This window comes from Kribbella sp. NPDC104740, assembly GCF_055583505.1.
Window position 1 is genome coordinate 22247 of the sequence record NZ_JBVJNV010000001.1, and the last position, 15257, is coordinate 37503.

At 68.7% G+C, this 15257-nt stretch carries 13 protein-coding genes, 1 tRNA gene and 1 other RNA gene; 8 read left to right on the forward strand and 7 right to left on the reverse strand.

Going from position 1 to position 15257, the window contains the following annotated elements:
- Nucleotides 1–229 precede the first annotated feature (229 nt).
- The gene (locus ACZ6Z4_RS00130) at nt 230–1048 is read left to right on the forward strand and encodes a nitroreductase/quinone reductase family protein (protein WP_465556507.1); all 819 of its coding nucleotides are present in this window, start codon (nt 230–232) and stop codon (nt 1046–1048) included.
- On the opposite strand, the gene ACZ6Z4_RS00135 is transcribed toward ACZ6Z4_RS00130, so the two are convergent.
- From ACZ6Z4_RS00135 to ACZ6Z4_RS00145, 3 genes are all read right to left on the reverse strand, one after another.
- Nucleotides 1032–2069, reverse strand: coding sequence for an AfsR/SARP family transcriptional regulator (locus tag ACZ6Z4_RS00135; protein WP_465556509.1), 1038 nt, complete (start codon nt 2067–2069; stop codon nt 1032–1034). The genes ACZ6Z4_RS00130 and ACZ6Z4_RS00135 overlap by 17 nt on opposite strands.
- A gap of 47 nt (nt 2070–2116) precedes the next feature.
- Nucleotides 2117–3538, reverse strand: coding sequence for a tetratricopeptide repeat protein (locus ACZ6Z4_RS00140; RefSeq protein ID WP_465556511.1), 1422 nt, complete (start codon nt 3536–3538; stop codon nt 2117–2119).
- Nucleotides 3539–3622: 84 nt separating this feature from the next.
- On the reverse strand, nt 3623–5095 hold the full coding sequence (locus ACZ6Z4_RS00145) for an AfsR/SARP family transcriptional regulator (RefSeq protein ID WP_465556513.1): 1473 nt from the start codon (nt 5093–5095) through the stop codon (nt 3623–3625).
- A gap of 197 nt (nt 5096–5292) precedes the next feature.
- Between ACZ6Z4_RS00145 and ACZ6Z4_RS00150 the strand changes: the two genes are divergently transcribed.
- Entirely contained in the window at nt 5293–5901 is a 609-nt protein-coding gene (locus ACZ6Z4_RS00150) for a hypothetical protein (RefSeq protein WP_465556515.1), read from the forward strand.
- A 52-nt stretch (nt 5902–5953) separates the two neighbouring features.
- Here the strand turns inward: ACZ6Z4_RS00150 and ACZ6Z4_RS00155 are convergent, their stop codons facing one another.
- Nucleotides 5954–6211 carry a hypothetical protein gene (locus ACZ6Z4_RS00155; protein ID WP_465556517.1) on the reverse strand — a complete coding sequence of 86 codons (258 nt, stop codon included), beginning with the start codon at nt 6209–6211 and terminating at the stop codon, nt 5954–5956.
- Between the two features lie 143 nt (nt 6212–6354).
- Between ACZ6Z4_RS00155 and ACZ6Z4_RS00160 the strand changes: the two genes are divergently transcribed.
- The 4 genes from ACZ6Z4_RS00160 (at nt 6355) to ACZ6Z4_RS00175 (ending at nt 11617) form a co-directional block, all read left to right on the forward strand.
- Entirely contained in the window at nt 6355–7773 is a 1419-nt protein-coding gene (locus tag ACZ6Z4_RS00160; protein WP_465556519.1) for a hypothetical protein, read from the forward strand.
- A gap of 101 nt (nt 7774–7874) precedes the next feature.
- The gene (locus tag ACZ6Z4_RS00165) at nt 7875–9146 is read left to right on the forward strand and encodes an AAA family ATPase (RefSeq protein ID WP_465556521.1); all 1272 of its coding nucleotides are present in this window, start codon (nt 7875–7877) and stop codon (nt 9144–9146) included.
- Nucleotides 9147–9283: 137 nt separating this feature from the next.
- Nucleotides 9284–10507, forward strand: coding sequence for a vWA domain-containing protein (locus ACZ6Z4_RS00170; protein ID WP_465556523.1), 1224 nt, complete (start codon nt 9284–9286; stop codon nt 10505–10507).
- A 513-nt stretch (nt 10508–11020) separates the two neighbouring features.
- Nucleotides 11021–11617, forward strand: a complete 597-nt coding sequence (locus ACZ6Z4_RS00175; RefSeq protein WP_465556525.1) for a hypothetical protein — start codon at nt 11021–11023, stop codon at nt 11615–11617.
- A 341-nt stretch (nt 11618–11958) separates the two neighbouring features.
- Here ACZ6Z4_RS00175 and ACZ6Z4_RS00180 read toward each other — a convergent pair.
- Nucleotides 11959–12046, reverse strand: a tRNA-Ser gene (locus tag ACZ6Z4_RS00180).
- Nucleotides 12047–12417: 371 nt separating this feature from the next.
- Here ACZ6Z4_RS00180 and ACZ6Z4_RS00185 point away from each other — a divergent pair.
- Complete coding sequence (locus tag ACZ6Z4_RS00185) at nt 12418–13062, forward strand: CatB-related O-acetyltransferase (RefSeq protein ID WP_465556527.1); 645 nt, start codon at nt 12418–12420, stop codon at nt 13060–13062.
- A complete protein-coding gene (locus tag ACZ6Z4_RS00190) occupies nt 13044–14024 on the forward strand; it encodes a GNAT family N-acetyltransferase (protein WP_465556529.1) in 981 nt (326 codons plus the stop codon). The genes ACZ6Z4_RS00185 and ACZ6Z4_RS00190 overlap by 19 nt, the downstream gene beginning before the upstream one ends.
- A 107-nt stretch (nt 14025–14131) precedes the next feature.
- On the opposite strand, the gene ACZ6Z4_RS00195 is transcribed toward ACZ6Z4_RS00190, so the two are convergent.
- Together ACZ6Z4_RS00195 and ffs are read right to left on the reverse strand one after the other, a co-directional pair.
- Nucleotides 14132–14947, reverse strand: coding sequence for a TIGR03620 family F420-dependent LLM class oxidoreductase (locus tag ACZ6Z4_RS00195; protein WP_465556531.1), 816 nt, complete (start codon nt 14945–14947; stop codon nt 14132–14134).
- A gap of 102 nt (nt 14948–15049) precedes the next feature.
- Nucleotides 15050–15146, reverse strand: an RNA gene (gene ffs, locus ACZ6Z4_RS00200) — signal recognition particle sRNA small type.
- Nucleotides 15147–15257: the final 111 nt, after the last annotated feature.

Consider the following 15257-nt stretch of genomic DNA (forward strand, 5'->3'; position numbering starts at 1 on the left):
CGTGCACCCGGCGATGCCGTACGCTTCCTGACGTGACTGCCGGGTCGGCTTCGAGCCATGCACGAGTAGGGTTCCCGGCCGCGTTCTGAGCGCGGCGAGGGCCGATCGCGGCCCGCCTGTTGTCTCCACTGATCGGCGCGTGGTTCTGCCGCGCCTTCCACCCTTCTGCGCCCCTGCCCGCGCGCGTTCGCGGGCCACTTCGTCATGCCCGTTTCCGGAAAGGACCTGAATGCTGAACGACCAGATCATCGCGGAGTTCCGCGCCAACCAGGGCGAGGTCGGCGGCCCGTTCGAGGGCGCCCGCCTGCTCCTGCTCACCACCAAGGGCGCTCGCACCGGCCGCCCGCACACGGCGGTGCTCGGCTACTACCCCGACACCGACGGCCGCGTGCTCGTCGTCGGTTCGGCCGGCGGCGGCCCCAAGCACCCCGACTGGTTCCACAACCTGCTCACCTCCCCACGCGCCACCGTCGAGTCCGGCGCTTTCACGTACGACGCGGAGGCGACCGTCCTGGCCGGCGCCGAGCGCGACGAGACGTTCGCCCGCCTGGTCGAGGCCGACGCCGGCTGGGGCGAGTACCAGCGCCAGACCGCGCGTACGATCCCGGTCGTCGTACTGACCCCGGTCGAGGCCGGCCCGCCGGTGCTCGCCTCCGGTCCGCCGTCGTTCGGCACGTACCTGGTCGCCATCCACGCCACGTTCCGCCGCGAGCTGGCCTTGATCCGGACCGAGCTTGCAACCTCGGGTTCAACGCTCGGCGCCCAGCTGCGGATGAACTGCCTGAGCGTCTGCCAGGGCCTGCACAACCACCACACCGGCGAGAGCACGGGCATCTTCCCGATGCTGCTCGACCGCTACCCGGAGCTCACGACCGAGATCACAGCGCTGCAGGCCGACCACGACAAGATCGCCCTGCTGCTCGACGAGCTGCAGGAGCTGGTCCGCGGCGGCCGCTCGGCCGACGTACTGGCTGAAGTCGACCGTCTGATCGACGAGCTCACCACGCACCTCGACACCGAGGAGGCGATCCTCATCCCCCTGCTCTGATCGCCACCGCGCCTTCGCGCACCTGCAGCCCCTGGATCGGGGCCCGGCTGGTCACCACGACCATCGGGCCCCGACCCGGCAGCAGTGGCCGCACCTGCTCGGCGTCGCGGGCGTTGTCGAGCCGGACGAGCATCCGCCGCCCGGCGGTGACCGTACGGAAGAGCGCCGACTGCTCCTCGAGCCGTTCGGGGATCTCGGTCACGCCGACCGCGCGCAGCAGGTCGGCGCACTGCGCAGCAGACCCCTGCAAATCAAGGCGAATCTCCCCGTCGGGGAAGGTCTGCTCCTGAGCCCACTGGCCGACCAGTGCGGCCTGGCCTTCGCCGTACACGACAGCGAGCCTGCTACCTCGCCGTACGGCGCTCAAGCCGTCGTCGCCCACTGGCGGGTCGCTCAGCCGCCGGTGGACTGTTTGCAGCTCTTCCGACGGGTCAGCACCGAGCTGGTCGGCCAGGTGCGCGCGCACTGTCTCATAGGCGTTGAGCGCCTGGTCGCGCTCGCCCTGCTCTTCCAGCGCGACGATCAGCCGCAGCCAGAGCGACTCCCGCAACGGGTGCTTGCTCGCCAGCTCCTGCAGCTCAGCAGCTGGTAGGTCTGCCCGCTCTGCTGCCCGCAGGTAGCGCTCGGTCAACGCCGGGCTGTACGTCGCCCGCAGTACGTCAGATCCGCAGTCCACCAGAGGCTCCCCGCGCCACAGCTGCAGCGCCTCCTGGTCGCACAGCTCGTGGAACCGCCGAGCATCCACGTCGGCAACCAGCTGATACCCAGCAGGCCCCGACAGGACCTGCTCCGCGCCCAGCGCGCGCCGCAACCGCAGTACAGCGTTCTGCAACGCAGCACGGGGATTGCTCGGCCGCTGGTCCCACAGCTGGGTGGCCAGCTCGTCAACGTCGACCCAGCCGTCCCTGACCGCCAGCGCTGCCAGCAACGCTCGCTGGCCCGGAGCTGTGATCTGCACGGGCTTGCCGTCGACCAGTACCTCCAGCGGTCCCAGCAGTCGTACTTGAAGCTGACGACTCACCAGCGCCTCCCTCCGGCTACCGTAACCGCCGGAGGGATCACTGAGAGTCAGCGCAGGAACAGGTACCGGAAGGCCGCTTGGACGTTCGCGTTGGACGGGACGACCTGCAGCGTCGACGGCGGGTAGTCGAAACTGGTCAGGAACGTCGAGTAGGTGATCCGCGCCGGGCAGTCCGGCCCGTCGATCTGCACCCGGGTGTTCGACACGACCCGGCCGGTCCGCAGCTCGTAGACCTTCACCGGGACCGCCACCTTGTGGAAGGTGACGTCGGAGATGTTCTGCGGGTTCTTCTCGCTCCGGTAGGGACAGGTCCGCAGCGACGTGCCGTCGACCGCCTCCTCCGAGCAGACGATCACGACCGCGTTGCTGGCGTCACTGGCCCGCCAGGACGCCGGGAGCCGCTTGGTGTACTCGTCGTCGCCCTCGAACAGCCCGGAGTTGAAGCCACCGGCGTACGGGCGGGCGCCGCTGTACTGCGCCGGGTGATCGCAGTACGAGTCCTCGGCCAGCAGCTTGCGGACGTTGGTCAGCTCGATCGCCAGCGTCGCCTGCCGGATGCCGGCCTTCGCCTTCGCCACCCGCGAGTCCTTCGGGTACTGGCTCACCAGCTGCTGGTACGACGACCGCGCGGCGTCCCAGCTCTTCTGCCCCAGCAGGCGATCCGCGCACGCGAGGATCGCGGCCGGCGCCGTCTTGGTGACCGTGTCCTTGGACTGGTCGAGCAGGTTCTTCGTCGCCTCGCGCTGCCGCAGCCAGTCGGTCACCCGGACCGTCCGGCACGGGTCCTCCACCGGCAGGTCGTCGAGCCAGCCCTTCAGCGTCACGTCGACGGTCTTGTCGTGGCCCGGCTCAGCCAGTACGTCGCCGAGCGTGTCGAATCCCTGCTGCAGCGAGGTGTAGTCACCAGTCAGCCCAACGGACAGCACGGATTTCGCCTCGTCCAGCCGGCCGCAGAGCGCGACCTCCGCGTCGCCCTTCTCGGTCCCCGGCGCGTCCACGAGCCGGTGCCCGAACCACAGCTCCTCCTGGGCGTCGGTGAGTTTGGCGCAGTCCCCGGCCTCACGGGCCTCGTCGACCTTGCCGGAGATCCGGCCGGCGTCGTACCGGACGATGCCGATCGCCAGCAGGACAGGGATCGCGACGCCGAGCGCGACCAGGCGCTTGGTCAGGTTCGACTCCTTGCGCGGCGACCGGTGCGCCACGAACCAGCCGTGCGCGACGACCAGCACCCACCAGACGACCAGCGCGATCTCGCACCAGGTCTGCTTCAGCACCAGCAGGAAGATCAGCAGCGAGCCGACGACCATCAGGTTGACGATCGCCAGCACCCAGCGCTTGATCATCACGTAGCCGATGCCCAGCAGCGACGCGTTGCCGACCGCGGCCGCCAGCGGGTCGGCCGGAGGCGGTGGTGGGGGAGGCGGCGGTGGTGGTGGCGGTTGCCAGGCGTATTGCGGCGTGTAACTCATCAGGTCCCTCCCCAGCACAGGCCTCGTCACAGTCAGTGTGCGACTTTTGACGCGCCTTAAACCCGGGCTGACAGGGTCCTGCCACTAGGTCCGCTCGACGGCGTACGCGCGGGCGGCGTACGGGTCGAGTGCTTGGTAGGAGCGAACGAACACCGCCCGCAAGTCGCCGCTCGCCGAGGCCTTCAGCCGTAGCTCGTCGACCATTGCTGTGATGTCGCCGTCGCAGCGGACTGCGGCGATCGACAGGGCCAGCGGGACGTGGCCACAGAGGTTGGCGAGCTCTCGCAGGGCTTGCTGGTCGGTAGCGCCGGTCTTGGTTCGCAGGAGCTCGATCGACTCGCCGGCTTGCAGTTCGTCGACGGCGATCCGTGGTGCGCCTTCGCGGATCGCCAGGCCGTGCAGCTCGTTGCGGCTGGTCACCAGGGCCAGCGAGCCGGTTCCTGGGATCAGCGGGCGGACGTGGTCGGCGTCGAAGGCGTTGTCGAGGAGCAGGAGGCAGCGGCGGCCGGCGAGCGTCGTACGGAGTAGGGAGCTGCGCGCTTCTACGTCGTACGGGATCTGGTGCTCTGGTAGGCCTAGGCCGATCAGGAAGCTCTTGAGTGCTGAGGCGGCGTCTATCAGCTCGCCGGGGCCGTAGCCCTGCAGGTCGATGAACAGTTGGCCGTCCGGGAAGAGCTGCTGGCGTTGCTGCGCCCACTGCAGGGCCAGCGCGGTCTTGCCGATGCCGCCGGATCCGTGCAGTACAACGGCTGTCGAGTCGATCGCCTCGTCCAACGCCTTCAGCTGTTGGGCTCTGCCGACGAAGACACCACGTGCTGCGGGCAGCTGCTGCGGCACGGCCTTTGTCGACAGCAGTTCGGCGTACTGGCGTTTGAGGTCGGGAGAGGGATCAGCGCCGAGCTCGTCGGCCAGCAGCACTCGTACGGACTCGTAGCAAGCCAGCGCCTCCGCCGGACGCCCGGACTGCTTGAGCGCCTTGAGCAGCTGCGCCCAGAACGCTTCACGCAAAGGGAAGCGCGCAGTCAGCTCACGCAGCTCGGCCACTACCGCGCCATGCTGACCAGCGGCGAGCTCCAGGTCGACCCGGTGCTCGCGGGCGCTCAGGTAGAGCTCGATGATCCGCTCCGACTCCACCTCATCCAGCCACTGCGACCCGACGCCCTCGAACGGCTTGCCACGCCACAACTGCAGGGCCTCTGTCAGCAACCGCCGCTGCTCGCCAGCGGTCTGTGCCGTCTGCGCCTCGTGCAGCAGCCGCCCGAACCGTACGGCGTCCACGTGCTCCGGCGCGACGTCGAGCCGGTACCCGTCGCACTCGGTCCGGATCCGGGCACCGCCCAGCAGCCGGCGGAGCCGGGTGATCTGCGTCTGCGTGCTGTTGCGGACGTGGGCGGGCAGCTGCTCGCCCCACACCGCCTGCGCCAGCCGCTCGACCGACACCGTCCGCCCGACCTCGCTGGCCAGCATCGCGAGCGCCGCCCGGAGCCGTCCCGAGCCGACCTCGACCTGCTGCCCGGCGACCCGCACCGACAGCGGCCCGAGCACGCCGATCTCCACCGAACATCCGCACTCCATCGCCCACCCTCCCCGAGTTCCCGTTCACAGTAGGAGCGCGCAATTGCCTCAAGCAAACATTTGCATCAGCCTCGAACCCTCGGCCGCTCGCTGCCCGATCGGGCAGGTTTTCTTCGACCTTCCGTGCCGGATTTCGCGGTGCTAGCTTGAAATCTCCGGCCGTTCCGCAGGGGGAAACCATGACCGAGTCCACCGATCCACGGGCGTTTCTCGACAGCCTCAAACGCGACGAGCTCGAGCCGCCGATCGTCCTGCCCGGCATGCTGAAGCCGGCCGACGACAGCGACGACTACGTGATGTTCGCCCAGGGCACCGTCTGCCAGAACTGGGTCCGCATCGCCGTCGACAGCATCCAGTCGATCGAGCTGCTCCAGCAGGTCCCGTGCGACGAGCACTCCCACCCGCTGGTCCTGCTCCGCCTCAAGCCGGCCACCTCCGACGAGGGCAAGATGTTCGCCGCGCTGATGCAGGCCGTCGCCCGGAACCGCCCGCGCTCCGCCCGCCGCCGCTCGGCGGACCCGTACGGCCCCACCCTCAGCCCGTTCGACCCGGTCGACCGCGGCCCCGCCCCCCGCGCCGACCGCCGCGCCAAGACCGTCCGCCGCTCCCGCTCCGGCGGCGAACCCCGCGCCGCCGACGACTTCCGCTGGTGCAACAGCATCCCCGACATCGACATCGACGACCACGGCGTCTGGTGCCTCGACTGGTGCTGGGAGTCCGAAGGCCAAGCCAGCTACATGCTCTGCGACGACCTGCGCGCCCTCACCACAGAGCCCATCTTCAAGTAGCCCCTACTCCCGCCCCACCCAGCCGGCCACACAAACTTCGTTGCCCTCAGCATCAGCCAGCACCCACCACTTCGGCGCGGTGCTCATCCGACACGAGACGCCCGCCGGCACTGAGCGATGCTGCCACCCGCTGCTCCGCCAGATCGACCCGAAGCTGCTCCTCGGCCTCCCCGGCTACCCGCGAGATCGCATCGACGAGCGCGACCCCCGCCGCCAGCGACTCGGCCCGGAAGTACGCCGACACCAGGTGGTACAGCGACCGCCAGTCCTCGACCCCGTCCGCCGCGTGGAATTCCGCTGCCGTCACCATGCCTCCGAACCTGACACCGCGCCCTCGGCGTCCGGAGCGAGCGAAGCGGGCTGACAACCGGTCACGGCGACACCTATGATGACCACGATGACAACGACCTCCTCGTACGGATCGGGGGAATCGTTCGCGCAAGGTGAGTGCTGATGGCCTCTCCCGTCGCGAACCCGATTCCGGCCCGTTTGTTGATGTGGCAGCGCGTCCGCGAGTACGCCGTGCCGCCCTCCATGATCGAGACCGCCACAGCCCGGCGTACCGCCGGTGACTGGGCGGGCGCCTGCGCCGCCGCGGGTGTCGACACCGATCTCGATCTGCGCGCCGTGCGCAACCGCCACGGCGCTGAGTTCCTCAGCCGCCTCCGGGCGGACCTCCGCCGGCTGGCGCCGGACCTGCTGCGTTGGCAGATGCCCCGGACTGCTCCCCACGGCCGGCTCCGCCCCGGACTGACCGTCGCCATCAGCCGGTACGGCGGTACGCCGCTGCAGCTGGTGGTGCGGACACCGCCCGCCCGCGCGGATGCCGGGCAACGGATGTCGCTCGCGCTGTGGGACGGGGCGCGAGCGGCGGCGTACCATCCTCATCCGCGCCCTGACCGGCGGTTCCGGCTCGATCTGCACCGGCATCTGTGGGACTCGACGAGATGCGGCGAACTGGCGGTGCGGAGCGGCGCGGGTGACGTGCCCACCGAGCGGCTTCGGGTGCTTGGCGTCGACCAGCACTCGTGGGAGCTGGCCGCGGAGCCGCAGCTCGCCCCGCCGGACACGTCCGTTCCGTCCGCCGGCGAAGAACACTCGTGGGCGTTCGGGCGCTGGGCCGCCGAGGCGGAGCTGCTCCTGGAGGCCGAGGGGCGCCTGGACGGCCTCTTCACCGTGCGGCTCGGATCGCGACGACGTTTGGTGCTTCGGCTGGTGGCTCCTGATGAGAGCCACGCCCCGAAGTGGCAACTGGTCCGAGAAGTGCTGCCTGTGCACGACATCGCGGCTCTTCCGGTGCTGGCGGAGGCGGCAGCTCGGGTGCTTCCGGACCTGGAGCTGCTGCGGGCCGGGTTGCTGACGCCTGATCGGCTGCACCCACTCGTCGGCCCGGCGCTGGCGGTAGCCGGCTGGGGGTCTCGTCGCGATCTCGACCCCGATCCGGGCCACTCCGACGACCCGCATCGGGTCGAGTGCCGCGGCGAGATCCACCGGATCGCGCCGCGCGACGGCGTACTGGTTGCGGTCGATCATGACCCGGCCGAACTACGCCGCGAGGAGCTGCTGGTGGCACTCGGCGGCCGCGGCCTGCCCTGCCTGCGGGCGATCGACGCGATCCACCGCAACCCGGAAGCCCTTCCCGCGGTCCGCGAGCGGATCGGTCACGGCGACCTCAACGGCGCACTCGAGGTCGTCAAGGGCCTGCTCGGTCCCGACGCGATTCTCCGGGACGGCCCACTGCGCGAGGAGTTGGAGACAGCGGCGGCCCGCCGTATCGACCACGGAGTCTTCCGGGCGGGCCTGGGTGTTCAACCTCCGCCGGCACGCCTGAAGCGACGCGGCCGGACAGGGCCTCGTCCGCGCCTGCGCTGACCACACCGAACGTTGCTGACAGCAATCACATTGTCGATTGCTGCCGCGTGCTCCCACCTCTTCCGAACCTGCCCGTTCCCTCACACCCCAAGGTGATGCCAATGACTGTCGACTCGCTCCTCCCGACCCCCACCAGATCTACCGCGGCCACCCCGCACCTCACCGTGGCCGACAACCTCCTGACCTTGCTCCGGGCAACCACCACCGAGCCGCGCTCCGACGAACAACTCGAAGCTCTCACCCTCGCCGTCGCCGCCGACCTGCCCGTCCTGCTGTGGGGCGAGCCGGGGATCGGCAAGACCGCGGCTCTGACCCAGCTGGCCGACTCCCTCGATCTCCCGCTGACAACCGTGATCGCCAGCGTCCACGAGCCGACCGACTTCTCCGGTCTGCCCATCATCGGCGACGATCCAGCGGTACGGGGAGTGCCGATGGCGCCTCCGCAGTGGGCCGTCGAGCTCGTCCGGGCCGGCCGCGGACTGCTCTTCCTCGACGAGCTCTCCACAGCCACTCCGGCCGTACAAGCGGCCCTGCTCCGAGTCGTGCTGGAACGGAAGGTCGGCGCCCTCCAGCTGCCGCCGGGCGTACGGATCGTGGCTGCCGCCAACCCCCGCGCTTCAGCGGCGGATGGATGGGAGCTGAGCCCGCCACTCGCGAACCGGTTCGTGCATCTGTACTGGGTGCACGACCGAGACGTCGTTGTGCGCGGTTTGGGCGGGACCTGGCCGCAGGCAGAGCTCCCTGCCCTGCTGCCCGAGCGGCTACCAGAAGCGGTGGCGTACGCCCGACAAGCCGTCTGCAGCTTCCTCGACGCCCGGCCGACGCTGATCCACCGCCTACCGAGCACCGAAACGCGCCGCGGCGGCGCATGGCCGTCGCCTCGGAGCTGGGAGGCCGCGCTGACGCTGCTGGCCTTCGGCACAGCGGCCGAAGCCTCCCGAGAAGTACTGGCCTTGCTCGTACGAGGTGCGGTAGGTGACGGCCCCGGCCTGGAACTCCTCGCCCACCTGGACCGAATGGAACTACCGGACCCGGAGTCCCTGCTGGCCGACCCGGCCGCCGCCGAGTTGCCCGAGCGCGGCGACCTGCGCCAGGCCGCGCTGGAGGCGGTGGTGGCAGCTGTCGGCGCACGCCCCGAGCGCGAGAGGTGGGAGGCAGGGTGGGCCGTACTGGTCCGAGCCCTGGAGACCGGCATGCCCGACCTCCTGGTCGCCCCGGCGAGCGTGTTGGCGACACTACGCCGCGACGACTGGGAAGTACCGGCGGCAGTGGAGCGGCTCGCCGGCGTGATCGGCCTCGCTCGTCTGGGAGATCAGTCGGTCGAACGCGCGAGAGCAGCCGACGCACGGCGTACGGCGGTGGCCTCCGGATGACGGGAGACGGGAGGAGGTCAGCGCCGATCCAGAGGCCCCGACCTGCGCCACCGCGCTCCGCTCCACCGCGGCCCGCTCCACCCGTACAACCGCGGACCGCTGCACCGGAACCCGCTTCTGGCAGGTCCCATCGGTCCTTGCGCCCCGGCCTCCCCCTGGACCTGGACAAGCTGCTGACCGCCCGGCTGCATGCGGTGAAGGTCCGCCCGTACCTGGCCGGTGCCCTCTTCGCCATGAACGTGGTGGAGGACCGGTCGGTCCCGACCATGGCGGTGGACCAGTACTGGCGCTGCTACGTCTCTCCCAGCTTCGTGGCGCGCACCCCCGTGGAGGAGCTGGCCGGTGTCTGGGTCCACGAGGTCTCCCACCTGCTCAGGAACCACCACGAGCGCGCCAACCGGTACGCGCGGGAGCACGAGCAGTACGGCGCGGCCGAGAGTCTGCGCCACAACATCGCCGCCGACTTCGAGATCAACGACGACATCTACGGCGACGGCCTCCCGCTGCCCACCGGCGTCATCCTGCCCTCACTGCTTGGCCTTCCCGAAGGCCTCCTGATGGAGGAGTACCTCGCCACGGCGTCATTGTCCGGGCTCGCGGGAGACCTTGCCTGGCTGGACTGCGGCAGCGGCGCCGACGGCCGGCACCGACCGTGGGAACGAGGCCCCGACGGCGCCCATGGCCTGAGCAAACACGAACGAGACGCCATCCGCTTCCGGGTCGCGGAGGGGATCAGGGGTCGCCCAGGCGACGCGCCGAAGGGCTGGCGCCGCTGGGCCGAGGAAGCCTTCCACCCACCGCAACCATGGCGACAACTGCTGGGCGCCGCGCTCCGCTCCGCGGTCGGCACGTCTGGAGCAGGCGAAGACCACACCTACCGCCGCCCATCCCGCCGCTCAGCCGCACTACCCGGAGTCCTGCTCCCAAGCCTCCGCCGAAACCCACCCCGAGTCTGCGTCATCATCGACACCTCCGCTTCAGTCAGCGACGCCGAACTGGGCTCCGCCCTCCTGGAGGTGGCAGCCATCACCCAAGCAGTCGGCGGCCGCCGCGACCTGGTCTCAGTCATCTCCTGCGACGCAGCAGCCAGAGTCGCCGTCCCCCTCTGCCAAGCCGAAAACCTGGAACTCATCGGCGGCGGAGGAACAGACCTACGCTCCGGCCTCACCCAAGCCCTCCGCACCCACCCGGACGTCATCGTCGCCCTCACCGACGGCCAAACCCCCTGGCCCACCACCCAACCCCCATGCCGCACCATCGTCGGCCTCTTCCCCCGCCCACCCCACCCAGCCGCCGAAGAAAACCCCGACTACACCCCAGCGACCCCACCCCCGTGGGCCCACACCATCAACATCACCTGACCCCCGGACGCGCCCGGCGAGGGCGCCGCCGCAAAGTTCCCTCCCGACTCGACAACACCGCCAAACCGAACGCCAGAAGGGCGGCTCCCGACCCCGGGAACCGCCCTTCTCACTGTTCGCTCCTCCGAGCGCCGACCACTGCCCTGACCAGCGAAAAACACCGGTCGATCAGCCCCTCGAAGAGTGGCGGAGGATACGAGATTCGAACTCGTGAGGGGTTGCCCCCAACACGCTTTCCAAGACGGATATTCGAGATTCGGCACAGGCTGTCAACCATCGACTCAGCGCTTCCGACGTGCGTCTTGGACTGCGATGGACGCTCCCGAACCCATGGCGGGTGAGACTAACTTTGAGACTGGCCGGCGAGCCGCCCGTCTCGACCGCGGCGTGTGGGCACGGTTGCTCGTCAGTTCGGCCGCGAACTACGTCGGCCCGTCGGCGGCGGCCCCAGTACTTCTATCCGGGACGGTTCGGTTCTGGCGGATGTCGATCAGTGGGTCCCATACTGGCGCAATGACTTTGCCCGATATGCCGAATGCGCCCGCATGGCTGGGATGGGTGTTGTTTGTCGGAGTGCTGGCCGTCCTTCTGACAAGGGAAATCGGCAACCAGCGCGGACAGAAGGCGACCCGAAAGCTCACGGAGCTCCAGGCGGACAAGGTTGCGCTTGAGTTGCTCACAGCCTCGATCTCCGCCCAACGTGCACAGTTGGACGCGATCTCCAAGGCTCTGGCAGCAGATTCGCCAGCACGTCCATCAGACGCCGACCTGGCGCAGCTACCTGAAGAGTATTCGGCGCTGGTACATCATCTCCGCTCTAGGGAGCGGGCTCGGCAAGAACTCCCGAATGTCGTCTCTCAGCTCGCAGGTCTGCAGGCGCGCAGGATGGAGGTTGAGCAGAGGCTTGCTCAGCACTTGCCGGGCGCGATCGACGAGGCTGCGAGTCTTCGTAAGGAACTGTCGGCAGTCATGGGGGGAATTGCGTCGCTGGTTCAGATGGTTGCTGAGTCGCCGCGAGTTTATGTTTCGGCCAATCCGCCGAAAGATGCGGCGGAAAACGACATCTGGTTCGACACCTCTACGGAGATCGAAACCAGCCAGAATCCCTAGCTTGCACGATGCCGGTTGAGGGGGAATCACGAATTTCGACGAGTTCGTGGAAACAAGTGAAGCGGTACCAGCACGTCACTGCGCCAGGTCCAATGGACATCGCGGCGCGGGGCGGTGGACTTCTCTGGGACAAGCCGAGGTCCGAGGAGGAGCCGCCGGACGAAGGTGCTGCGGGGGGTTCTGGTGTCTGTCTGAAAAGCGCCGTCGAGACTGGCGTTGAGACCGAACGACGGAAGGGCGGTTCCCGAGTCCGGGGACCGCCCTTCGTTGTGTTCGTCCCTCTGAGTGGCCGGATGTCGCTCTGACCAGCGGAGACACCGGTCAATCGGCCGCTCGGAGAGTGGCGGAGGATACGAGATTCGAACTCGTGAGGGGTTGCCCCCAACACGCTTTCCAAGCGTGCGCCCTAGGCCTCTAGGCGAATCCTCCAAGCGGAGAGGATACGCGAGCGGGGTGTGCGGGGGGAAATCGGGGGTGGAGACCGGGCCGGGTCTGCCCGAAGCGCGATTCCAGTACTGGCGCCTCTCGGCCTCAACCGGGCGCCCCGGCACGCCGGCGGGCTGCTTATGCGGTGTCACATGTTCACGAGGGCGATCGTCCGCGGAGTCATCGCCCGAGGTCGGCGGCGTTGCGGTCGCGGCACGGCGTCAGGCGCCTGAATGCTGCGAACCCTCGCCTCTTCAGCTGAGGCAGAGGCCCGCGGAGGACAAGGTCTCCGCCAGTGGGCCGAGGAGGACCGTTGAAAGCGGAGGAAGGAAAACGGGAGGCTGGGTGGACGGATCGGGTTTTAGGGTCGAGGGATGAGTGGAGTTCCTGATCCTGAGGTGTTGCGGCCGGTTGTGGGGGCTGAGCGGGTGGTTTTGCTGAAGCCGCTGGTTCGGTCGGAGTTGATTGAGGTGGGGGAGTACACGTACTACGACGACCCGGATGATCCTGAGGCGTTCGAGACGCGGAACGTGCTGTACCACTACGGGCCGGAGAAGTTGCGGATCGGGAAGTACTGCGCGCTGGGGACCGGGACGACGTTCGTGATGAACGGGGCCAATCATCGGATGGACGGGGTGTCGACTTATCCGTTTCCGATCATGGGTGGGAGTTGGAGCGAGCACTTCGGGTTGATCACCGGGTTGCCGGGGCGGGGGGACACCGTAGTGGGGAACGACGTCTGGTTCGGGCTCGATGCGAAGGTGATGCCGGGGGTGCGGATCGGGCACGGGGCGGTCGTGGCGACCGGTGCGGTGGTGGTGGACGACGTGCCGGACTACGCGATCGTGGGTGGGAACCCGGCGAAGGTGATTCGGCGGCGGTTCAGTGATGCGGACGTCGAGCGGTTGCTGGCGATCGCTTGGTGGGACTGGCCGGCTGAGGTGGTGACCGAGCATGTGCCGGTGATCATGTCCGGGAGCGTGGACGAGCTGGAGAGCGTGTGGAAATCCGTGCGCTAGGGGCTGCTGATGCGGACGCTCTGCAGGCGTTGATCGAGTTGGACGCGGGGTACGCGGAGCGGGTCACCGGATATCCGCCGGGGGCGGCGGATGGGCAGAGTCTGCTGATGATGCGGCCGGAGGGGGTGGCGGAGGACGCGAAGGTTGTGCTTGGTGCCTTCGACGGTGACGTGTTGGTTGCTGTGGTTGATCTGCTGCGCGGTTATCCGGAGCCGTTGTACGCGTCCATCGGGCTGCTTGAGGTCCGTGGTGATCGCCAGGGGCGTGGGATTGGCGGTACGGCGTACGGGCTGGTTGAGCAGTACGTCGCTGAGGAGTGGCCGGAAGTGCGGCGGTTGCGGCTGGCTGTGGTCGACACGAACGCGGAAGTGGCTGCGCGATTCTGGGTTCGCCAGGGCTTCGAGCTGACTGGGGAAGTCAGGCCGTACCGGTACGACAAGCTGATGTCGAGCGCTCGGCTGTATGAGAAGGCGCTGTGCTGGGGACATCCGCATCTCGTTGTGCGTGAGTCTGGGATTGCTGGGCGAGGGTTGTTCGCGACGGCGCCGATCGCTGCGGGTGAGGTGGTCTCGGTGCTGGCTGGGCGGAAGGTGTCGACGGCTGAGCTGGTGGAGCTGCTGAAGGAGCCGCCAGTGGACACGATCACGCTCGAGGATGATCTTCATCTGGTGCTGCCGAACGATCCGCGGCCGGTCATTGCATACGGCAACCACAGTTGTGATCCGAACGCGTGGTGGACCGACGCTGTCACGCTGACCGCCCGGCGCGATCTCGCCGCGGGAGATGAGCTGACCAGCGACTACGGGACGAGCACAGGCGTCGACGGTTGGCAGATGGACTGTGCGTGCGGTTCGCCGCTGTGCCGCGGGGTAGTGACCGGCGAGGACTGGCAACGGGCGGACCTGCAGAGCCGGTACGGCGAACACTGGATCCCCGAACTGCTCGCCCGGCAGAAGCGTTAGCTCCGCTCAGAGCCGAGGAGAGCCGAGAGCCGAGGGCGTCGACGATTCGAGGCGATGCCTGGGTGGCGGCTGGTTGCTGGGCTTGGGCTGGTGTGGTGCTGGGTGGGTCAGAGGAGAGCGGGGGCCAAGGTTCTCCATTGGGTGGTTGGTTGGGGGCCGGTTACGCCGGTGATGACGTTGAGGGCTACGTGGTCGGCGCCGGCTTCCAGGTGTTTGTGGAGGGCGGCGGCGATTTGGGGTGGGGTGCCCCAGGCCGTGAGGGCGTCGACCATGTGGTTGGGGAGGGTGGTGAGGTCGGTGTCGGTGAAGCCCATGCGGTGGAGGTTGGCGGCGTAGCCGGGGAGGGTGGTGAAGAAGCTGAGGGTGTTTCGGGCGATCGCTCGGGCCTTGTCGGGGTCTGGTTCTACGACGACCAGGTGGCTGACTGCGAGGAGTTTGTCGTTGCCTAGGAGGCGGCGGGCCTCGGTGGTGTATTCGGGGGTGACCAGGAAGGGGTAGGCACCGGCGGTTTGGGTGCGGGAGAGTTCGAGCATTCGGGGGCCTAGGGCGGCCAGCAGGCGGTGGGATTTGGGGACGCCGGTTAGGTGGTCGAGATAGGTGGCCATGCTGGCGAGAGGATGGGGGCCGCGGGCTCCGCCCAGGCCTACGGTGAAGCGGCCTGGAGTTGTCGACTCGATGGCTGCGTACGTCGAGGTGACGTCGTCGGCTGGGTAGGTGTCGATCGAGAGGATGCCGCTGACGTATCTGATGGTGCTGGTTGCCTCGACCAGGTCCTTGATGGTCTGGAGGCCGGGGAGGGGGCCGCCGGAGAGCCAGATCGCGGGGTAGCCGAGGTCTTCGGCGATGCGGGCGGCTTCGAGGGAGTCCGGTGAGCTGGTCAGGCCGGTGGTGATCCCGAACGGGCCGAACGACGGCTTGTTCACGCGGTCCACCCTAGGTCGCCGGCCAAGCGGGTAGGCCGTAGCTGGCGAGAAGGAGACTCTTCGGTTTCCGCGGTGGGGAGGATGCACCTGACCGGGGCCGGACATGAGGATTCCCCGCGCACCCGGAAGAGCTCACTTACCCTTGCTGCCTTCCGGCCCTGGGGGAGTTGGGCGAGATACCGCCACGCGGGGAACCAGCCAAGAGTGTACGGGATCGGCGGCGTGGATCGGGAATCGGCTCCGGCCGCGGCGCGCGGCGGGGGTGCGGACGGGCCGCCAGAGGCCGACTTGGATACTGGAGGCCGGGATT